Origin of the sequence: Synechococcus sp. HK05 (genome assembly GCF_019104765.1) — a bacterium.
GTDB lineage: Bacteria > Cyanobacteriota > Cyanobacteriia > PCC-6307 > Cyanobiaceae > Vulcanococcus.
The window spans coordinates 89,196-107,776 of the sequence record NZ_JAHRXJ010000011.1 but is presented as its reverse complement, the minus strand read 5'-3'; the positions used below and the strand labels follow the sequence as shown (position 1 = coordinate 107,776).

General features: G+C 64.6%; 21 protein-coding genes. 11 read left to right on the top strand and 10 right to left on the bottom strand.

Going from position 1 to position 18,581, the window contains the following annotated elements:
• The first annotated feature begins 4 nt into the window (after positions 1-4).
• Together KUL97_RS10045 and KUL97_RS10040 are read left to right on the top strand one after the other, a co-directional pair.
• On the top strand, positions 5-1,246 hold the full coding sequence (locus KUL97_RS10045; protein ID WP_217796855.1) for a CCA tRNA nucleotidyltransferase: 1,242 nt from the start codon (positions 5-7) through the stop codon (positions 1,244-1,246).
• The gene (locus tag KUL97_RS10040; RefSeq protein ID WP_217796854.1) at positions 1,246-2,139 is read left to right on the top strand and encodes a glycosyltransferase family 2 protein; all 894 of its coding nucleotides are present in this window, start codon (positions 1,246-1,248) and stop codon (positions 2,137-2,139) included. The genes KUL97_RS10045 and KUL97_RS10040 overlap by 1 nt, the downstream gene beginning before the upstream one ends.
• Here KUL97_RS10040 and KUL97_RS10035 read toward each other — a convergent pair.
• Positions 2,075-3,259: an O-antigen ligase gene (locus KUL97_RS10035; RefSeq protein WP_217796853.1), complete on the bottom strand. Its 1,185-nt coding sequence runs from the start codon at positions 3,257-3,259 to the stop codon at positions 2,075-2,077. The two genes, KUL97_RS10040 and KUL97_RS10035, sit on opposite strands and share 65 nt — an antisense overlap.
• On the bottom strand, positions 3,256-4,302 hold the full coding sequence (galE, locus tag KUL97_RS10030) for a UDP-glucose 4-epimerase GalE (protein ID WP_217796852.1): 1,047 nt from the start codon (positions 4,300-4,302) through the stop codon (positions 3,256-3,258). The genes KUL97_RS10035 and galE overlap by 4 nt, the downstream gene beginning before the upstream one ends.
• 81 nt (positions 4,303-4,383) lie before the next feature.
• Here galE and hisS point away from each other — a divergent pair, with 81 nt between their 5' ends.
• Genes hisS through KUL97_RS10010 form a run of 4 tightly spaced genes read left to right on the top strand, consistent with a single transcriptional unit; the run spans position 4,384 to position 9,094 of the window.
• Entirely contained in the window at positions 4,384-5,646 is a 1,263-nt protein-coding gene (hisS, locus tag KUL97_RS10025) for a histidine--tRNA ligase (RefSeq protein ID WP_217796851.1), read from the top strand.
• Positions 5,647-5,673: 27 nt separating this feature from the next.
• Positions 5,674-7,095, top strand: coding sequence for a nucleotide sugar dehydrogenase (locus KUL97_RS10020; protein WP_217796850.1), 1,422 nt, complete (start codon positions 5,674-5,676; stop codon positions 7,093-7,095).
• 14 nt (positions 7,096-7,109) lie between these two features.
• Entirely contained in the window at positions 7,110-8,057 is a 948-nt protein-coding gene (locus tag KUL97_RS10015) for a UDP-glucuronic acid decarboxylase family protein (RefSeq protein WP_217796849.1), read from the top strand.
• 2 nt (positions 8,058-8,059) lie between these two features.
• Positions 8,060-9,094, top strand: coding sequence for an NAD-dependent epimerase (locus KUL97_RS10010; RefSeq protein WP_217796848.1), 1,035 nt, complete (start codon positions 8,060-8,062; stop codon positions 9,092-9,094).
• Between the two features lie 87 nt (positions 9,095-9,181).
• Here the strand turns inward: KUL97_RS10010 and KUL97_RS10005 are convergent, their stop codons facing one another.
• From KUL97_RS10005 to KUL97_RS09980, 6 genes are all read right to left on the bottom strand, one after another.
• Positions 9,182-9,382, bottom strand: coding sequence for a photosystem II reaction center protein J (locus tag KUL97_RS10005; protein WP_010312227.1), 201 nt, complete (start codon positions 9,380-9,382; stop codon positions 9,182-9,184).
• A 15-nt stretch (positions 9,383-9,397) separates the two neighbouring features.
• Positions 9,398-9,517: a photosystem II reaction center protein L gene (locus KUL97_RS10000; protein ID WP_010312224.1), complete on the bottom strand. Its 120-nt coding sequence runs from the start codon at positions 9,515-9,517 to the stop codon at positions 9,398-9,400.
• 11 nt (positions 9,518-9,528) lie between these two features.
• Positions 9,529-9,666 carry a cytochrome b559 subunit beta gene (psbF, locus tag KUL97_RS09995; RefSeq protein WP_010312221.1) on the bottom strand — a complete coding sequence of 46 codons (138 nt, stop codon included), beginning with the start codon at positions 9,664-9,666 and terminating at the stop codon, positions 9,529-9,531.
• A gap of 3 nt (positions 9,667-9,669) precedes the next feature.
• Positions 9,670-9,918, bottom strand: coding sequence for a cytochrome b559 subunit alpha (gene psbE, locus KUL97_RS09990; RefSeq protein WP_217796847.1), 249 nt, complete (start codon positions 9,916-9,918; stop codon positions 9,670-9,672).
• A gap of 84 nt (positions 9,919-10,002) precedes the next feature.
• Positions 10,003-10,998 (bottom strand): photosynthesis system II assembly factor Ycf48, encoded by a 996-nt coding sequence (locus KUL97_RS09985; protein ID WP_217796846.1) that lies wholly within the window; start codon positions 10,996-10,998, stop codon positions 10,003-10,005.
• A 7-nt stretch (positions 10,999-11,005) separates the two neighbouring features.
• Positions 11,006-11,386 (bottom strand): rubredoxin, encoded by a 381-nt coding sequence (locus KUL97_RS09980; protein WP_368656162.1) that lies wholly within the window; start codon positions 11,384-11,386, stop codon positions 11,006-11,008.
• 169 nt (positions 11,387-11,555) lie between these two features.
• On the opposite strand from KUL97_RS09980, the gene KUL97_RS09975 reads away from it, so the two are divergent.
• The 3 genes from KUL97_RS09975 to KUL97_RS09965 are packed head-to-tail and all read left to right on the top strand — an operon-like array spanning position 11,556 to position 13,235.
• The gene (locus KUL97_RS09975) at positions 11,556-11,918 is read left to right on the top strand and encodes an NAD(P)H-quinone oxidoreductase subunit 3 (RefSeq protein WP_217796844.1); all 363 of its coding nucleotides are present in this window, start codon (positions 11,556-11,558) and stop codon (positions 11,916-11,918) included.
• A gap of 33 nt (positions 11,919-11,951) precedes the next feature.
• Complete coding sequence (gene nuoB / locus KUL97_RS09970; RefSeq protein WP_217797293.1) at positions 11,952-12,677, top strand: NADH-quinone oxidoreductase subunit NuoB; 726 nt, start codon at positions 11,952-11,954, stop codon at positions 12,675-12,677.
• 3 nt (positions 12,678-12,680) lie between these two features.
• Positions 12,681-13,235 (top strand): NAD(P)H-quinone oxidoreductase subunit J, encoded by a 555-nt coding sequence (locus KUL97_RS09965; protein WP_217796843.1) that lies wholly within the window; start codon positions 12,681-12,683, stop codon positions 13,233-13,235.
• Here the strand turns inward: KUL97_RS09965 and yvcK are convergent.
• Positions 13,229-14,641, bottom strand: a complete 1,413-nt coding sequence (yvcK, locus tag KUL97_RS09960) for a gluconeogenesis factor YvcK family protein (protein ID WP_217796842.1) — start codon at positions 14,639-14,641, stop codon at positions 13,229-13,231. The genes KUL97_RS09965 and yvcK overlap by 7 nt on opposite strands.
• Positions 14,642-14,723: 82 nt before the next feature.
• On the opposite strand from yvcK, the gene KUL97_RS09955 reads away from it, so the two are divergent.
• The gene (locus KUL97_RS09955) at positions 14,724-15,503 is read left to right on the top strand and encodes an ABC transporter ATP-binding protein (protein ID WP_368656136.1); all 780 of its coding nucleotides are present in this window, start codon (positions 14,724-14,726) and stop codon (positions 15,501-15,503) included.
• Positions 15,504-15,508: 5 nt separating this feature from the next.
• A complete protein-coding gene (locus KUL97_RS09950; protein ID WP_217796841.1) occupies positions 15,509-16,405 on the top strand; it encodes an MlaD family protein in 897 nt (298 codons plus the stop codon).
• Positions 16,406-16,419: 14 nt separating this feature from the next.
• Here KUL97_RS09950 and bchD read toward each other — a convergent pair whose 3' ends face one another.
• On the bottom strand, positions 16,420-18,543 hold the full coding sequence (gene bchD, locus KUL97_RS09945; RefSeq protein ID WP_217796840.1) for a magnesium chelatase ATPase subunit D: 2,124 nt from the start codon (positions 18,541-18,543) through the stop codon (positions 16,420-16,422).
• Positions 18,544-18,581 lie beyond the last annotated feature (38 nt).

Sequence of the window (18,581 nt, the reverse complement as noted above, 5' to 3'; positions counted from 1 at the left end):
GCTGATGCAGATCCCTGAGGTTCCGATTGCGCTGATCACAGCCCTTGTGCAAGCCGCGGAAGGCCGTCGGCTGGCACTCGTCGGTGGTGCTGTGCGGGATCTGCTCCTGCACCATCAGCACCGCGACCCCTGGCGCGGTTTGCCTGACTTGGATCTGGTGGTGGAAGGCCGGGCGATGGAGTTGGTGGAGCGCCTGCCAGCCCGGCTGCCGCCTGGCAGCCGCTGTGGCTTTCGGGAGCACGGCAGCTTTGGCACTGTGGAGGTAGAGCTGCAGCTGCCCGATGCCGAAACGTGGCTGTTGGATGTGGCCTCCGCCCGGCAGGAGCTTTACCCGAGTCCGGCCGAGAACCCGCTGGTGTCACCCGGCAGCCTCGATGACGATCTGGCTCGGCGCGATTTCAGTGTGAACGCCATTGCCCTGGTGCTGGGCGCCGGCTCCGACGGGGTTGTGCTGTTGGACCCCCATCACGGCCAGCAGGATCTGGCGGCGCGCCGCTTGCGCTTGTTGCATGCCAACAGCCTTGTCGACGATCCCACCCGGCTGATTCGGGCAGCCCGATATGCCGCTCGGCTTTGCTTCGAGCTGGACCCGAGTGCTGAGCAGCAGGCCCGCCGCGTGCTCCAGGCTTGGCCCTGGGGCTGGAGGCCAGGTGCGTTGGCGCAGTTGGTGCCCGCTGCTCTGGGGACGCGGCTGCGCATGGAGTTGGAGTTGCTGCTCGAGCGGGAGCCCTGGCTCGTGGCCCTCGATCGTTTGCAGGCATGGGGAGGATTGGTGTTATTGGATCCCGGGCTGCAGCGCAACCGCCGTTGGCGGCTGGCTTTGCTACGGGCCACGCGTTGGGAATTACCGCTGTTGCCGGTGTTGATCGCCTGTGCTGAGGACCCTGTCGCCCTGGCCCAACGCCTGCAGGTGCCCCATCGCCATCAGCGCTGGCTTAAGGGTGTGGTGCAGTTGCGTCGCCATGCCGCTGCACTGCCTGTAGAGCAGCTCCATGGGTGGACGCCGGCCCAGTGGACGGCTTGGATCGAACAGCAGCCGGATCCCGAGCATGTGGTGCCTTTGGTTCTTGCCTGTGGTGGGCTGTTGCGCCGGCCGCTGTTGCGTTGGTGGCTGCGCTGGCGGCACGTGCAATCCGCCACGACGGCCCAGGAGTTATTGGCGTCGGGCCTGCGGCCCGGCCCGGCGATCGGAGAGCGACTGCGTCAGTTGCGCGCCGAGCGTTTGCGAGACCTGGAGTGCCGGTGATGGTGGCGCCAGACCCGTTACCCCTGGTCGGCATCGTGGTGCCGGTTTACAACGACTGGTCTCGCCTGCAGCTCTGCTTGCAAGCCATGGCTCGGCAGACCTATCCATCCGAGCGGCTGCGGGTTCGCGTTGTGGATAACGGTTCCACCGACTGGCCTTCCCAGCCGAGTTTCCCGTTGCCGCTGGAGGTGATTGTGCACCGCCACCCCGGCTCCTATGGAGCCCGCAACCAGGCTGCATTGGATTGGGATGTGGATGTGTTGGCCTTCACCGACGCCGATTGCCAGCCCGATCCCGACTGGATTGCTGCCGGCGTGGTGGCGTTGCAGTGGCGAGCGCAGCCGCCGAAGCTTGTAGCAGGGCGGATTGTGCTGGAGCCGCAAGCTCCTGGCTATCCCTCACCCGGTGAGCAACTCGATCAAATCCTTGGTTTTGATCAAGCGCGCACGGTGCGTCGTGCTGGTTTTGGCGTGACGGCCAATTTGCTGGTGAGCCAGGCTTGCTTTCAGAATCTGGAGGGTTTCCATCGCCGCACCCATTCCGGCGGTGATCGTGAGTTTTGTCATCGCGCCGTTGCGGCTGGGGCCCAACTGCTGTTTGCGGGCGCCGCCGTTGTGCGCCATCCGGCCCGGGATTGGAGCGAATTGGTGCGCAAGCAGCGACGCATTGTGGGGGGGCGCTTGTCGTTAGCCGGTGATCACCCCTTCGCACGGTTGAAGGTGCTGGCTCAGTCGTTAAGACCTTTGATCTCTGAGAGCGTGCGTGTTGGCCGCTATCAGCCGCTCGGTTGGCGGCGGCGCGGGCTGCTGCTCAGTTTGGTGTGGCGCCTCAGGTTGGCTGTGCTGCTGGAATGGATTCGATTACAGCATCAGAGTCGGACTCCCTTGCGGTAAGCATCGCCAAGCTGTAGCCCACAAGTACCTGGTTAATCAACATCGTGTGCCACGTGGAAACCATAGCCATGGCCATAAGGTAAATCAATAGTGGCCGCACGGCGGAGTATTGGCTCCCTGCGTTTGTTTGCCATGCCTTTAGGAAAGCCTTAATGGTAAGGCCAGTCGCAAGGGCAAAACCAGGAAACCCTGTCTCGGCGAAAAGCTGAACAAAGAGGTTGTGAGCGTGAGAGAGGGGCTTGTCGCGTTTGATCAAGCCCTCAATTTGATCGGGTCCACACTTGGCTCTTGCTGCTTTGCCGTAGCCCTGGCCAAGGATCAGTTTCTTATTTGTCTCGGCTGTATTTGTGATCCAGCATCGGATGGTTGTGATTCGATTTTCATCGCCCATTCTGTTCCTGGAGTCGGCTGTTGTTCCGTACCAGCTGTTAAGGGTGGCCGCTGCGATGAGTCCAAATGCCGCGGTGGCCACAGCTAGTCTTTTTGTGGTCCAATGAATTCTGGAGGTTTGATCGATTGCGATGGTGATGGCCGGGACGGCGATGGCTGCACGCGATTGCGTGAGTAACGCTTCGGCGCAGCCTGCAACGAGGAGGGTTGTTGCAAGGATGCGGCTTGGGCGAGTTGCGCTGAGTCTTAAAAGGCTGTAAGAAAAGATGCTAAGCAATCCGGCCAAGAAGCCTAGTCGGTTGATATTGAAGCCGGTAAATGATGAGTTGATCTGAATGAAATTGTCTCCTGCCGCTATTGACATCGCTAGAAGCGGGAGTGCGCTAAGGGCCATCCACGTCAGGCTTGCTCGCCACTGGCGTCCTGTGCGTTGGAAGCCTGCTGCAAAGCTCAGGGCGATGGACAAATAATCAGAAGGGCCGCCGGGCTTGAAATCGCGGTCTTCAATGATCAGCCCTGCATTCACCACTAGGAGGCTGATCAGAATCCAGCGCCATGGTTCTTTGTCACTGCGTTGGAGCAGGCGCAGTGTCAGGTAGATCACAAGCAGGCTGTAGCCAGCGAGCCGTTGTTTGGCGCAGATCAGCGCAGTGGCAACGGGAAAGACTGCATCAAGCCACGGATCCAGGGCTGTCAGCCCCCGTTGCAGGAGCGGTTGGATGGTGTTCATGTGGCATAGCCCCCGGGGTTGCTGTGCTGCCAGCGCCAGCCGTCTTGGCAGATGTCGTGGAGGTTGCGCCTGGTTTGCCAGCCCAGCTGCCGCTTGGCCTCGCTGGGGTCGGCCACGGTGATAGCGGCATCGCCGCTGCGCCGTTGCGTGATCTGATGCGGGATGGATCGGCCGCAGGCGCGGCCAAAGGCCTCAATCACCTCCAGAACGGAATGACCGTGCCCGCTGCCCAGGTTCAGTTGCAGCAGCTGATCGCCACCGGCCAGCAGCGTATTCAGCGCGGCTAAGTGGCCTTCCGCCAAGTCCATCACATGGATGTAGTCCCGCACGCCGCTGCCATCGGACGTGGGCCAGTCGCCGCCAAACACCTGCACCTGCTCCCGCCGGCCCACGGCCACTTGGCTGATGAAGGGGAACAGATTGTTGGGAATGCCGTTGGGGTCTTCGCCGATGCGGCCGCTGGGATGGGCGCCCACCGGGTTGAAATAACGCAGGCAGGCGATGCGCCAACCCGCCTCGCTGGCGGCGACATCGCTGAGCATCTTCTCCACCGCTGCTTTGGTGTGGCCGTAGGGATTGATCGGCCTGATCGGCGCACTTTCCGGGATGGGCACCGCCTCTGGATAGCCGTAGAGGGTGGCGCTGCTGCTGAACACCACGGTGCGGCAGCCGTGGGCGCGCATGGCCGCCAGCAGGCGTTGGCTGCCATTCACATTCACGTCCCAGTAGCGCAGCGGCTCAGCCACCGATTCCCCCACGGCTTTGAGGCCGGCGAAGTGAATCACCGCCTCCACGCCCGCTCCTGGGGAGGCGCCCGCCGCAAACGCCCGGTCTAGATCGGTGCTGCGGCGAATGTCGCCCTCGATCACCTGGAGGCGGCCCTCCGCTTCGGGCCCCGCAAGCTCCAACACCCGCCGCAGTGCCTCCGGCGAGCTGTTGGCGTAGTTGTCGAGCACCACCAGCTCATGGCCCGCCTCCAGCAGCACCAGAGCGGTGTGACTGCCGATGAAGCCCGCGCCACCCGTGATCAGTAGACGCGCCAACCCAGAGCCATACCTCGCAGGCCTTGAGGTTAAGGGCAGTGGTCCGCGATCCCGCAAGATGGCTCCAGTGCAAGAGCGGGTGTGGAGAAACTGCAGAGCCTGCGGGGGATGGTGGATCTGCTCCCCCAGTCCACCCCGCTCTGGCAGCGGATTGAAGCCACGGCCCGTGCTCACTTCGCGCGCGCCGCGATTGAGGAGATCCGCACGCCTGTGCTGGAGGCCACCGAGCTGTTTGCCCGTGGCATCGGCGAAGCCACCGACGTGGTGGGCAAGGAGATGTACACCTTTGTGGATCGCGGCGAGCGCAGCTGCACATTGCGGCCCGAGGGCACCGCTTCGGTGGTGCGCGCTGCCATCCAGCACGGCCTGCTGAGCCAGGGTCCGCAGCGCCTTTGGTATGGAGGGCCGATGTTCCGCTATGAGCGGCCCCAAGCTGGCCGGCAGCGGCAGTTTCACCAGATTGGCCTCGAGATGCTGGGGTTTGCCGATCCCCGCAGCGATGTGGAAGCCATCGCCGTGGCCTGGGATCTCCTGGCCGACCTCGGCGTGCAGGGGTTGGCCCTTGAGCTCAATTCCCTAGGCAGCAGCGACGATCGGGCCCGCTACCGCGAGCAGTTGGTGGCCTGGTTGAGCGAACGCGCGGATCAATTGGATCCCGATTCCCAGGACCGTTTGCAGCGCAATCCATTGCGGATTCTCGATTCCAAGAACCCCGACACCCAGGCGCTGTTGGCAGGCGCACCCACGCTGGCCGAGGCGTTGAGCCCGGAGAGCCGCGATCGCTTCGCCCGCGTCAGAGACGGCCTCACGCTGCTCGGGATCCCCTTTCAGCTCAACCCGCGCTTGGTGCGCGGCCTGGATTACTACAGCCATACGGCGTTTGAAATCACCTCCACGCAGCTGGGGGCCCAGGCCACGGTGTGTGGGGGCGGGCGTTACGACGGCTTGGTGGAGCAGTTGGGTGGCCCCGCGACCGCCGCGATCGGATGGGCTCTGGGGATGGAGCGCCTGGCGATCCTGCTTGCACAGGTGGAGCCTGCCTCCGTGGCAGCGCCTGAGATCTACGTGGTGAGTCGCGGTGAACGGGCTGAACCGCTGGCTTTACAGCTCGCCAGGCAGCTGCGCCAGGCGGGCCATGCGGTGGAGTTGGATCTCACGGGCGCTGCCTTCGGCAAGCAGTTCAAGCGGGCGGATCGAGCCGGTGCCCGCTGGGCTGTAGTGATTGGCGATAGCGAAGCCGAGGCCGGTGTGGTGGTGTTGAAGGATCTGCGCGGGGCCGCCGGTGAGGCCCCTGATCCCGAACAACGGCTCAGCCGCGAGGAGCTGCTGAGGCGCTTCGCTTAATTTGCGGGCATCTTCTTGCCTGATCGCGTGACCGGCAGCGTTCCAGCCATTCGCACGATCTGCTGCATCGGTGCTGGCTATGTGGGCGGGCCCACCATGGCCGTGATCGCCGACCGGTGCCCTGGTGTCCAGGTGACGGTGGTGGACCTCAACGCCGAGCGCATCGCTGCTTGGAACGATGCCGACCTGAGCCGGTTACCGGTGTACGAGCCTGGCCTTGATGCGGTGGTGGGGCGTTGCCGGGGCCGCAACCTCTTCTTCAGCACTGAGGTGGAGGCAGGTATCGCCGCCGCCGACATGGTGTTCCTGTCGGTGAACACCCCCACCAAAACCAAGGGTTTGGGGGCGGGCCAAGCCAGTGATCTGCGCTGGGTGGAGGCCTCGGCTCGCTCGGTGGCGGCCCACGCCCAGGGACACACGATCGTGGTGGAGAAGAGCACCTTGCCGGTGCGCACCGCGGCCACGGTGCAGGCCATTCTTCAAGCAGCGCAGGGTGAAGCGGAGTGCAAAACCTTTTCAGTGCTCTCCAATCCAGAATTTTTGGCAGAAGGCACAGCCGTGCCAGATCTGGAGCAGCCGGATCGCGTCTTGATCGGTGGCGATGACCCTCAGGCGATCGAGGCTTTGGCCTCGGTGTATGCCCATTGGGTTCCCGAGGATCGGATCCTGCGCACCAATCTGTGGAGCAGTGAGCTCTCCAAGCTCACTGCCAATGCCTTTCTGGCGCAGCGGATCAGTTCGATCAACAGCATCGCTGCCTTCTGCGAGTCGACCGGCGCCGATGTGCGTGAGGTGGCGCGTGCGATCGGCACCGATTCACGCATCGGTCCCAAATTCCTGCAGGCAGGACCAGGCTTCGGCGGCAGTTGTTTTCAGAAAGATATCCTTAATCTGGTGTATCTCTGCGGTCATTACGGGCTGCATGAGGTTGCGGCCTACTGGCAGAGCGTGGTGGATCTCAACGCCTGGCAGCAGCACCGCATTGCCCGGCTGGTGGTGAACAATCTGTTCGGCACGGTGACAGGCAAGCGCCTCGCGGTGCTCGGCTTTGCCTTCAAAGCCGATACCAACGACACCCGTGATGCGCCTGCGATCCGGATCTGCCGTGATCTGCTGGAGGAGGGCGCTGATCTGGCGATTTATGACCCGAAGGTTGCCCCCGAGCAGATCGCCCGGGATCTGGGCATGGCCCCGAGCGCGTCCAGTTCCGGTCTCACCGGGGAAGGCCGTTGGCAGCTGGCTGGATCTGTGCATGACGCCGTGTGTAGCGCTGATGCAGTGCTGATCCTCACGGAGTGGCAGGCGTTCCGTCAGCTTTCCTGGCCGGAGCTGGCGCCTCAGATGCGTCAGCCAGCCTGGGTGTTTGACGCTCGTGCTGTGGTGGATCCAGAGCAGGTGCGCGCGGCCGGTTTACGCCTCTGGCGCGTGGGCGACGGCAACATCGGTTAATTGGAGACACGTTTATGCCCGCCTCGCTGACGCGCAATCTGGTGACCGGTGGGGCCGGTTTTGTGGGCTCCCACTTGGTGGATCGGCTGATGGAAGCCGGTGAAGAGGTGATTTGCCTCGATAACTACTTCACGGGGCGTAAGGTGAATGTGGCCCGTTGGATGGGGCATCCTCGTTTCGAGTTGATCCGCCACGATGTCACCGACCCGATCCTGCTGGAGGTCGATCGGATCTGGCACCTGGCCTGCCCCGCTTCACCGGTGCACTATCAGCACAATCCGATCAAAACGGCAAAAACCAGTTTCCTCGGCACTTACAACATGCTGGGCCTGGCCCGTCGGGTTGGCGCGCGGTTGCTGCTCGCATCCACCAGTGAGGTGTACGGCGACCCTGAGGTGCATCCCCAGCCGGAGAGCTACCGCGGCAACGTGAACACGCACGGCATTCGCGCCTGCTACGACGAGGGCAAGCGTGTGGCTGAAACGCTCTGCTTCGACTATCAGCGCATGCATGGCACGCAGATCCGCATCGCGCGCATCTTCAATACCTATGGCCCGCGCATGTTGCCGGATGACGGCAGGGTGGTGAGCAATTTCATCGTGCAGGCGCTGCGGGGCCAGCCCCTCACGCTCTACGGCGATGGTTCGCAAACACGCTCCTTCTGCTACGTGGATGATCTGGTGGAAGGCCTGATTCGCCTCATGAACGGTGAGCACACGGGGCCGATTAATCTTGGCAATCCTGGTGAGTTCACGATTCGCCAGCTGGCCGAATTGGTGCGTGATCGCATCAACCCCGCCCTGGAATTGGTGTGTGAGCCTTTGCCTCAGGACGATCCCCTGCAACGCAAGCCAGTGATCGATTTGGCGCAGCAGCAACTGGGCTGGCAGCCCTCGATCTCCTTGCAGCAGGGCCTTGAGCCCACCATCGCCTACTTCCGCGAGCGATTGGCTGAGGCCTGAGCATGGATCGCCCCGTCCTGATCACCGGTGTTGCCGGCTTTATCGGTGCAGCGGTTGCTGAGCATCTGCTGCACCGCGGCGAAGCGGTGTTGGGGATCGACAATCTCAACACCTACTACACCCCAGCGTTGAAGCGGGCCCGGCTGGATCGTTTGCAGCAGCGGCCTGAAGCCGCGCAGCGTTTCCAGTTTCTGCCGATCGATGTCGACGATGCGGTTGCGATGGAGCAGGTGTTCGCCTCCCATCGTCCGCGGGCCGTGGTGCATCTGGCGGCTCAGGCGGGGGTTCGCTACTCGATCGAGAACCCTACTGCCTACATCCAGAGCAATCTGGTGGGCTTTGGCCACATCCTCGAGGGATGCCGCCATCACGGCGTGGAGCACCTGGTGTATGCCTCCAGCAGCTCGGTGTATGGCGGCAATCGCACGATGCCGTTTTCCGAGCAGCAGCCGGTGAACCATCCGGTGAGCCTCTATGCCGCCACCAAGAAGGCGAATGAGTTGATGGCGCACACGTACAGCCATCTGTATGGGCTGCCGGCCACCGGTCTGCGTTTTTTCACGGTGTATGGCCCGTGGGGCCGGCCGGATATGGCACCGATGCTGTTCGCCCGGGCGATCCTGGCCGGTGAGCCGATCCGGGTGTTCAACCACGGCCGCATGCAGCGCGACTTCACCTATATCGACGACATCGTGCAGGGGGTGATCCGCTGCCTCGACAAACCGGCTTCGGCCGATCCGCTGTTTGATCCGCTGCAGCCCAACCCCGCTACTGCCGCGGTGCCGCACCGGTTGTTCAACATCGGCAACGCTCAGCCCACCGAGCTGCTGCGCTTCATTGCCGTGCTCGAGCAGGCCCTCGGACGCACGGCGATTCAAGACCTGCAACCGATGCAACCGGGTGATGTGGTGGCCACGGCTGCGGATACCTCGGCCCTTGAGGCCTGGGTGGGGTTCCGTCCGTCCACGTCGATCGAGCAGGGCGTCGAGGCGTTCGCCCGCTGGTACCGCGACGTTTATGTGCCGTTGATGGCTTGAGCCGTTCGTGGCGCTGCCACCATTAGTCGCCATCAAAAAAGGGGCCACATGGGGCCCCTTCTGCACATAGAACACGCCGATCCTGGATCAGGCGGAACCAACGCCGGTGTAGGAGCCGTAGAAGAACAGGCCCACCACGAAGATCACGGCCATGCCGCCAGCGGTGGCCACGAGCCACAGGGGCAGGGTGCCTTCGGTCCAGCGGGAGCGCCAGGCCACAGCGGGGCGGCCATCAGGCAGGCGATCGGGAATTCTTCCGTCAGGAAGACCGGATTTCTTGCCGCTCATCTCAGATCCTCCTGATCAGTTGAAGAAGTAGCTGGAGAACAGGATCCCGCAGGTGAACACGAACAGCAGGCCCAGATACAGGCTGGTGCGGTTCAGTTCAACCGGCAGGTTGTTCGGGTTGGGATTGCGTTGCATGACGTCAGAGCTCAGCGACGGATGAACTGCATGGCAGCCAGGGCGCCCAGGAAGAACACCGTGGGGATGCCGAGGGCGTGCACCGCAAGCCACCGGACCGTGAAGATCGGGTAGTTGCGGGGGGTGGTGGAGGCGGTCGACTGAGTCATGGCTTATTTCAGGCGCTGGTCGAGGGAGGCCTTGGCGTCATAGCGCTGGCTCACCACGGGAGCCTTGAAGTCTTGCGACTGGAAGTAGGCGTCCGGGCGGGGCGTGCCGAAGGCGTCATAGGCCAGGCCGGTGGACACGAACAGGAAACCCGCCAGGAAAATCGCCGGCAGGGTCACGGCATGGATCACCCAGTAACGGATGCTCGTGATGATTTCGAAGAACGGGCGTTCACCCGTTGAGCCGGCGGCCATGAGCAGCGAGCATTCAGCTGGGTGATCCTAGGCCTGAGGAGGCGGCAGCCGAGATCGTGCTGCCGCCTTGGTTACAGAGCGTTGTTAGCCCACCCAGCGCAGCAGGGAGCCACGCTCGCCGAGCACGAAGCCCTTGCCGTCGTCGAAGAAGGCGATGCGGATGAAGTTGGTGGGTTGCTGGGCGCCCACGGGGTCCTTCTGCCAGCTCTTCCCGCCATCGCTGCTCACCAGCAGGGTGCCGCTGCCGCCGCCGGTCCAGATGTCGCCCTGGGGATCCCAGGCCATGTCGAGGTAGCCGTAGCCGTTCACGATCGGCACCACCGGCTTGCTCCACTCATCAGGGGTGTCGGCCTCGGGGCTGAAGCGCAGTTGGGCGCCGCGGGCCAGCATCCACAGGGCACCATCGGGCTGGAAGCCCATGGCCTGCAGGCGTTGGCTGCTCACCCGTTGGTGCGGGGTCCAGCGGGCTTCGCCCGGGTTCCAGGTGGCGAAGAAGTTGCCAAGGCTGCTCACGCTCACGTAGCGGCCATCGGGGCTGCGGCGCAGGTCGCGCACGGCGCCGGCGGCGTCTTCCACTTCGGCTTGCCAGGAGTTACCGCCGTCGTTGGTTCGGTACACCGCGCCCACGTTTGTGGCCAGCTCGGCGCGATTACCGCCTTGGGCGGTCACCAGGTAGGGCTCGCCGGGCAGTTTGGTGTCGAGGAACAGGCGGCTCCAGTTCTGGCCGGCATCGGTGCTGTGCAGCAGCAGACCGGGTTGGCCCACGATCCAGCCCTCATCACCGGCGAAATCCACACTGATCAGGCGGAAGTTTTCCTCCTCCGGCAGATCGAGGGCCCGCTCCTGCCAGGAGCTGCCGCCGTCGTTGGTTTCCAGGATCAGGCGGTTGCTGCCCACCAGGAAGCCGTGGCGGCTATCGGTGAAGGCCAGATCCAGTGGGTTGGATTTGGTGTGGATATCCACGGGCTGCCAGGGACTGGCACTGGCGCTGGGCAGGCCTGTGCTGACGCAGCCGCTTAGGCCGAGGGCCAGCACCAGCGAAAGCGCTATGGCGCCGAGGGAGGAGAGAAAACGGGACATGCCGTGCTCAGCGCAGGGAGTAGAGGGAGAGGAAGAAGGCGATCGCCAGCGCGAAGCCGCCGAAGATCAACACATTCTTCTGGCCTGGGGTGAGCTGGTTCACGCCAAGGCCATAGCCGAGGTTCTCTTCAAAACCGCTCGGCTTGTTGCGGGGGCCGATGTCCTTGAAGGCCTTGGTCTGACTGCGGCACACCGGGCAGCGGAAGCTGGTCGGATCTAGGGCGCTGAAGGGGGTGCCGGGCTCGACCGCCAGCTTTTTGATGCCTTCCGCAGGGTCGTATACGAAACCGCAGCTGCGGCATTCGAAGCGGTGGGTGTCGGGATCGTCGACAGGTGCTTCTGTCGCCTCCGGAGCCTCGGGTGCTGCGACGGCAACCTCATCCGCCACCGCTTTGTCGGTTGGGGCCTGCGCGGGGGCCTGATCCTGGAGTGGGTCCTCGCTCACGGCTCGGCGTCGCTATTGGGCGCGACTCTAGGAAGCAGCTCCCTCAGAGCGATCCGACCCACGCCTGGGGCATGGATGCCAGACTGCCGCCACGGTTGGGCAGTTGGCGCCCGTGTTCGTTCTCTCCGGCTACGACGCCTTTCTGGGCTTCCTGCTGATCGCAGCAGCGGTGCCTGTGTTGGCGCTCGTCACCAACAAGTTCGTGTCGCCCAAGTCGCGCACGGGTGAACGGGATCTCACCTACGAATCGGGCATGGAGCCCATCGGCGGTGCCTGGATCCAGTTCAACATCCGCTACTACATGTTTGCGCTGGTCTTCGTGATCTTCGACGTGGAGACCGTGTTCCTCTATCCCTGGGCCGTGGCGTTCCATCGCCTCGGCCTGTTGGCTTTCATTGAGGCCCTGGTGTTCATCGCCATCTTGGTGGTGGCCCTGGCCTATGCCTGGCGCAAGGGCGCCCTTGAGTGGAGCTGATCTGAGATGACCCCTCCTTCCGCCACCTCTGGCATCGCCGAGGCCCTCTCCATCGGTGCCCTGCGCGATCAGCGCAGTGCCAGCTGCAACCCGGTAGCTGCGCCGAGCGTGACCTCGGATCTCTCCGAGAACGTGATCCTCACCACGCTCGACGACCTCCACAACTGGGCCCGCCTCAGCAGCCTCTGGCCGCTGCTCTACGGCACCGCCTGCTGCTTCATCGAGTTCGCGGCGCTGATCGGCTCCCGGTTCGACTTCGACCGCTTCGGGTTGGTGCCGCGCTCCAGTCCGCGCCAGGCCGATCTGCTGATCGTGGCCGGCACGGTGACCATGAAGATGGCGCCGGCCCTGGTGCGGCTCTATGAGCAGATGCCGGAGCCCAAGTATGTGATCGCCATGGGTGCCTGCACGATCACCGGCGGCATGTTCTCGGCCGATTCCACCACTGCCGTGCGTGGCGTGGACAAGCTGATCCCAGTGGATCTCTATTTGCCTGGCTGCCCACCGCGCCCGGAAGCGATCTTCGACGCGGTGATCAAGCTGCGTAAGAAGGTGGGCAATGAAGCCCTCTCCGAGCGCGGCAACCTGCTGCCCACCCACCGTTACTGCACGGTGCCTCACCAGATGAAGGCCGTGGAGCCGATCGTGGATGGCCGTTACCTGCGCGCTGAAACCCAGCAGGCTGCCCTCGCCGCCGCGGCTGGTCTGCCCGTGCAGGCCACCAGCCCTGCTGCCATTCCTGCCACCAACCCCGCCTGAGCCATGCCTGAGGACACCGCTCAACCCACCCTCGCGGCCCCCGAGCCGGGTCCGGTGAGCACCTGGCTCAGCGGCCAAGGTTTTGAGCATGAATGGCTTGAGCCCGATCATCTCGGCGTTGAGGTGATCGGTGTTGAGGTGCCGTTCCTGCCGGTGATCGCAGCAGCCCTCAAAGCCTCTGGCTTTGATTACCTCCAGTGCCAGGGCGGTTACGACGAAGGCCCCGGTGGCCGACTCGTGAGCTTCTATCACCTGGTGAAACTGGGCGCGCTCGCGGATCAGTGCAACGCCAGCCAGCACCTCGCCGCCGAGGTGAAGCCACAGGAGGTGCGCCTGAAGGTGTTCCTCCCTCGCGATGGCGACCTCTCAATTCCCAGCCTTTATGGCCTGTTTCGCGGCGCCGATTGGCAGGAGCGCGAAACCTTCGACATGTTTGGCATCAGCTTCGAGGGTCATCCCCATCCCAAGCGCCTGCTCATGCCTGAAGACTGGAAGGGTTTCCCGCTGCGCAAGGACTACGTTCAGCCCGATTTCTACGAAATGCAGGACGCCTATTGAGCCTGGGCGTTGCGTCCGTCCTGCTTCTGGCGTTTGAAAAAGCGCATCACGGCCACCGCCACGCTGCGGGGATCGTGCCGCAGGGTTGAGGAGGGCCGTGCGCCCTGCATCGGGGCCAGCATCACGTCGTAGCCCTGGCTGCGCAGCCGGCGGCTGTTGCAGATCACGGGTTCGGCGCCACGTTGGCGGTAGTGGGTCACCAGGGGTGAATCGCCGAGATCCTCCTGGGCCAGCACAGCGTTGAACAGGCGCTGTTGAACGCCCAGGCTGGCCAGTTGTGCCTCGATGGCGCGCAGGTGGCCTTCCACGTCCAATCCATCGGTTTCACCCGGCTGGGTCATCAGATTGCAGATGTAGAGGCGGGGTGCCTTGCTGCGGCTGATGGCATTCACCAGTTCGGGCACCAGCAGGTTGGGCAGCAACGAGGTGTAAAGGCTTCCAGGGCCGAGCACGATCAGATCGGCGTGGGCGATCGCCTCCAGGGCACGGGGGAGTGCCGGTGGGCGTTCCGGGGTGCAGCCCAAACGCACGATCGGACTGGTGGCATGGCCGATCTGCGACTCGCCCTCGATGCGGCGGCCGTCTTCGAGTTCGGCCCAGAGCCGCACATCGGCATTGGTGGCCGGCACCACGGTGCCCTGCACGGCGAGCACCCGGCTGCTGGCGGTGATCGCCGATTCCAGGCTGCCGGTGATGGAGGTGAGGGCTGAGAGAAACAGGTTGCCGAAGCTGTGCCCCTCCAGGCCGGTGCCGGCGCGGAAGCGGTATTGGAAGAGACGGGTGAGCAGTGGTTCCTCGGTGGCCAGGGCCGCCAGGCAGTTGCGGATGTCGCCGGGCGGCAGCACCCCCAGCTCCCGGCGCAGAACCCCGGAGCTGCCGCCGTCATCGGCCACGGTGACGATGGCCGTGAGGTTGCTGCTGTAGCGCTTCAGGCCGCTGAGCAGGGTGGACAGGCCGGTGCCGCCGCCGATGGCCACGATCGAGGGCCCGCGGTTGAGCCGGCGCTTGGCGGCCAGGGCATCCACCAGCAGCGTGTCTTTTTCCGGGGCGAGCGCTTTTTGGATGGTGCCGAAACTGCGGCTCTGGCCCAGCCAGATCAAGCCGCCGCCCACCAGCAACACGAGCGGCCCGGTGATTTCCCGCGGCAGGATCTGCGTGACGTTCTGCAGGGACCAGCGGATCGCCTGCAACAACCAATAAATCGGTTGCAGATCGGCCCAGACCGCAGCGCCCAGCAACGCCAGCAGTAAGCCGATACCGGAGGTGAGCATCCAGCGCTTCACCACCAGTCCCGGTTGCAGCCAGCGGGCGGCCCGGCGGGAGCGGCTCACCAGGTCTTGTTGGCGCAGGTCACCGCGCCCCACCCAGCTGGGCCTGGGTCTGGTGCGATGGCTGCTGCGTGGCATTCGAGCGCGCATCACCCCAGGGAAGTGCTGGAACTGTACGGAGAAACCGCCAAGATGACCCGGATGCCTGCGTGAGTGGTCTGTGTCTGCACCCGTCGTGGAACTGCGCGATGTGAGCGTGCGCTGGGGCAGCAAGAGCGTGCTCAGCGATGTGGATCTGCAGTTGCATCCCGGTGAGCGCCTGGCGGTCGTGGGGCCTTCCGGTGCCGGCAAATCCACGATCCTACGCCTGTTGGCCGGCTTGCTCCTACCCAGCAGTGGGGAGCTGACCATCCACGGGGTTCCGCAGACCTACCTGCGCCTGGATCAGCGCCATCCGCCGGATGTGCGCCTGGTGTTTCAGAACCCAGCCCTGTTGGCTTCCCTCACGGTGCGCGAAAACGTGGGCTTTCTGTTGGATCGCTTCAGTCGCCTGAAGGAAGCGGAGATTCGCGAGCGGGTGGGGATCGCCCTGGAGGCGGTGGGCCTGGCTGGCACCGAAGACCTCTATCCCGGTGAGCTCAGCGGCGGCATGCAGAAGCGGGTGAGTTTTGCGCGGGCTGTGATCGATGACCCCAGCCAGCCCGACGGAACCGTGCCGATTCTTCTGTTCGATGAACCCACCGCAGGGCTCGATCCGGTGGCTTGCACCCGCATCGAGGATCTGATCGTGCAGACCACCAACCTGGCGCGGGGCACCTCGGTGGTGGTGAGCCACGTGATGAGCACGATCCTGCGGGCGGCGGATCGTGTGGTGTTGCTCTACGACGGCTTATTCCGCTGGGAGGGATCCGTGGCCGACTTTCAGACCACCACCAATCCCTATGTGCTTCAGTTCCGCACCGCTAGTCTCAGCGGACCGATGCAGCCTGCGGAGCTCTGAGATCCATGCGCCGCAGTGTGCGAGAAGCGATTGTTGGCTTCACCCTGATTGGTGCTGTCGCCGGAACAGGTTTGTTTTGGCTGTGGCTGCGAGGGGTGTCGGTGGCCAGCCGCACCTGGAACTTTCGGGTGAATTTCGCCGATGCCTCCGGGTTGGCGGAGCGCTCCGCTGTGACCTATCGCGGCGTGTTGGTGGGCAACGTTGACAAGCTCACCACCACCTCAGCGGCCGTGGTGGCGGAGTTGGAGATCAATGACCCATCGCTGCAGCTGCCCTTGCCGCTGATCGCCCAGGTGCAGGAGGCGTCGTTGCTGGGTGGTGATGCCGTGGTGGCCTTGATCGCCCCCAGCCGCGAGCTGCCGGAGGGCACCCCCGGACCTACGGCGGCCAATTGCAATCGCAAGCTCACCGTGTGCTCCGGTGTCACCCTCAATGGCGTGAATGCGGCGAGCATCTCCAGCCTCACGGTGACGATGCAGAAGCTGTTGGAGCAGGTGGAGCGCGAAAACCTGGTGCCAGAGCTGGCCAAGACCACCCGCAGTTTCGACACCACGGCGAAGGAAGCCACCAAGTTCATGGAGGACGGCCAGCAGCTGATCAAAGATCTCGAAGCGGCTGTGAAGAGTGCTCAGCCCACCATTGACAACCTGAACGCCTCGACCGCCAGCATCCGCAACTTCACCCGTGCCCTCGACAACCCCAAAACGGTGTCGGAGCTGAAGAACACGGTGACCAATGCCGAGAAGCTCACCGAGCGCTGGAATGAAGTGGGTGGCGATGTGGAGAAACTCACGGCCGACAAGCGCTTCATGGATGGCCTGCGCAGCGTGGGCATCGGCCTGGGCAAGTTCTTCGATGAGCTTTACCCGGCCCAGACCGGTCGTGGGACGAAACCCAACTAGGCCATCACCGGGCGCTAAACACCGCTGATCGCCTCCATCGCAATCGCGGCGATCGCCTGATCGCTGGCCTTGGGCAGCTGCACGTATTTGCCACCGGCGGCATCGGCGAGGTCCTTGCCCATGCCGCTGCCAATGAACTTGCGTTCGGTGTCGATCACCAGCAGCTTGATCCCAAGGGCGCGGTAGCGGCTGGCCACCTGTTTCACCTCTTCTTTGAGATCCACGGGTTCTTCGCCCTCAAGTTCGGGCTGGCCGAGGGAACGGCTGAGCGGCACGTTGCCCCGGCCGTCGGTGATCGCCACCACCACCACCTGGCCGAGATCGCCGGTGGCCAGGGCGTTGGCGCCCACGCGCGCGGCCTGAGAGAGGCCGTGGGCCAAGGGTGAGCCGCCGCCGCAGGGCATCGACTCCAGGCGCCGGCGGGCGGCGGTGATCGAGCGAGTCGGGGGCAGCAGCACCTCGGCGGCTTCGCCGCGGAAGGGAATCAGCGCCACTTCGTCGCGGTTTTCGTAGGCCTCAGTGAGCAGGCGGATCACGGCGCCCTTGGCGCTCTGCATGCGGTTCAGCGCCATCGAGCCGCTGGCATCCACCAGGAAGATCACCAGGGCGCCGGCCTTGCGCTGCAGCTGCTTGGCGCGCAGGTCGCTGTCTTCCACCACCACTTTGCGGTGCGGTTCGCGTTCGCGCCGGGTTTTCTGATACGGCGCAGCAGCGCGCAGGGTGGCGTCCACGGCGATGCGCTTCACCGGGCCGCGGGGCAGCATCGGCTTTACGTAGCGGCCGCGGGAGTCGCTGAACACCACAGCGCGGCTGCCGCTGCCGCCCGTTTTGGCCTTGCCGGCGTTGAAGAGCAGCAGATCCGGATCGATGGCCGTGGCCTCCGGATCGAGCATGAACTCCTCGGGGATCGAAGGCGGTGCCTGATCCTCGGGGGTGTCGTCTTCGTCGTTGTTGTCGTCTTCCGGCTCGTCGGGCTCCTGCTCGTTTTCAGGTTGCTCGGGCTCTTCAGGCGGTTGTTCGCCCTGCGGCGGGGGCGGCGGCGGGGGCTCCATCGGCTGGTCGGGATCCGGCGGCGGCAGCTGCAGGGCGCGGGGGGCGATCACCAGGCGCACCGCCACCTGCAGGTCGTCTGCTTCCACCCGGTCGCGGCCGCTCAGGGCGGCATGGGCACGGGCCACACGCACGGCGTAGAGCTCACTGCGGTGGCCCTCGACGCCGCCCCGCAGGGCTTCATTCACCAGGTAGGCGATCTGCTCGCGCGTGATCTGCACATCGGGCAGCCACTGGCGCGCCAGCAGCAGCTGGGTGGCGAGGGCGTCGGTGTCCTCCTGGAAGCGAGCCGCGAACGCTTTCGTGGATTCGGCGTGGCCGATGGCGCTGCGCGCGATCTCCACCCGTTGATCGAGCTCCAGTACTTGGTTAGCCGAGAGGGCGATCGCGAAGCGATCGAGCAGGTGATCGCGCACGGCCCCTTCCTCGGGGTTGTAGGTGGCGATCAGCAGGCAGCGACAGGGGTGGCTGAGGCTGAGGCCCTCGCGCTCGATCCGGTTCTCACCGCTGCTCACCGCGGCCAGCAGCAGGTTGGTGATGTTGTCGTCGAGCAGGTTCAGCTCGTCGACGTAAAGCACGCCCCGGTGCGCTTCGGCCAGCAGGCCCGGTTGAAACATCGCCTGGCCGCTGGCCAAGGAGGCGGTCACATCCACGGATCCCACCAGCCGGTCTTCGGTGATGCCCAGGGGCACCTGCACGAAGGGCGCCGGGATCACCTTGGTGGGCAGCAGGGCTGCGGCATCGTTACCACTCGGATCGGCGCCGAGTTCGGTGAGACGCCGGCGGGTGGGTTCATCCCAGTCGTCTGGGCGCTGCGGATCGATGTTGAGCCCCGTTGGTGCCGCTTGGCCGGCGGCTGCCGTGCCCAGATCCAGCACATCGATGGGTGGCAGCAGGGCATGCAGGCCCCGGGCCAGCACCGATTTGCCGGTGCCGCGCCCACCGGCAATCACCACACCCCCCAGCCCTGGATCCACCGCGGCCAGGAGCAGGGCCAGCTTCAGGGTGCCGTGGCCGGTGATGGCCGCCAGGGGGAAGGCCCGCTGAGCGGCATCATTCGCAGGCTCGGGGCGGGTGCTTGCAAGCATGGACGGGAGCAACGCACCAAAGGTGGCGACAAGTCTCT

Coding starts and splice junctions, on each gene's coding strand:
- KUL97_RS10000 (WP_010312224.1), bottom strand. CDS start 9,517: ATGCAACGCAATCCCAACCCGAACAACCTGCCGGTTGAACTGAACCGC.
- KUL97_RS10015 (WP_217796849.1), top strand. CDS start 7,110: ATGCCCGCCTCGCTGACGCGCAATCTGGTGACCGGTGGGGCCGGTTTT.
- KUL97_RS10040 (WP_217796854.1), top strand. CDS start 1,246: ATGGTGGCGCCAGACCCGTTACCCCTGGTCGGCATCGTGGTGCCGGTT.
- KUL97_RS10010 (WP_217796848.1), top strand. CDS start 8,060: ATGGATCGCCCCGTCCTGATCACCGGTGTTGCCGGCTTTATCGGTGCA.
- psbE (WP_217796847.1), bottom strand. CDS start 9,918: ATGGCCGCCGGCTCAACGGGTGAACGCCCGTTCTTCGAAATCATCACG.
- KUL97_RS09950 (WP_217796841.1), top strand. CDS start 15,509: ATGCGCCGCAGTGTGCGAGAAGCGATTGTTGGCTTCACCCTGATTGGT.
- KUL97_RS10035 (WP_217796853.1), bottom strand. CDS start 3,259: ATGAACACCATCCAACCGCTCCTGCAACGGGGGCTGACAGCCCTGGAT.
- KUL97_RS09985 (WP_217796846.1), bottom strand. CDS start 10,998: ATGTCCCGTTTTCTCTCCTCCCTCGGCGCCATAGCGCTTTCGCTGGTG.
- KUL97_RS09965 (WP_217796843.1), top strand. CDS start 12,681: ATGCCTGAGGACACCGCTCAACCCACCCTCGCGGCCCCCGAGCCGGGT.
- KUL97_RS10045 (WP_217796855.1), top strand. CDS start 5: ATGCAGATCCCTGAGGTTCCGATTGCGCTGATCACAGCCCTTGTGCAA.
- psbF (WP_010312221.1), bottom strand. CDS start 9,666: ATGACTCAGTCGACCGCCTCCACCACCCCCCGCAACTACCCGATCTTC.
- yvcK (WP_217796842.1), bottom strand. CDS start 14,641: ATGCCACGCAGCAGCCATCGCACCAGACCCAGGCCCAGCTGGGTGGGG.
- bchD (WP_217796840.1), bottom strand. CDS start 18,543: ATGCTTGCAAGCACCCGCCCCGAGCCTGCGAATGATGCCGCTCAGCGG.
- KUL97_RS10005 (WP_010312227.1), bottom strand. CDS start 9,382: ATGAGCGGCAAGAAATCCGGTCTTCCTGACGGAAGAATTCCCGATCGC.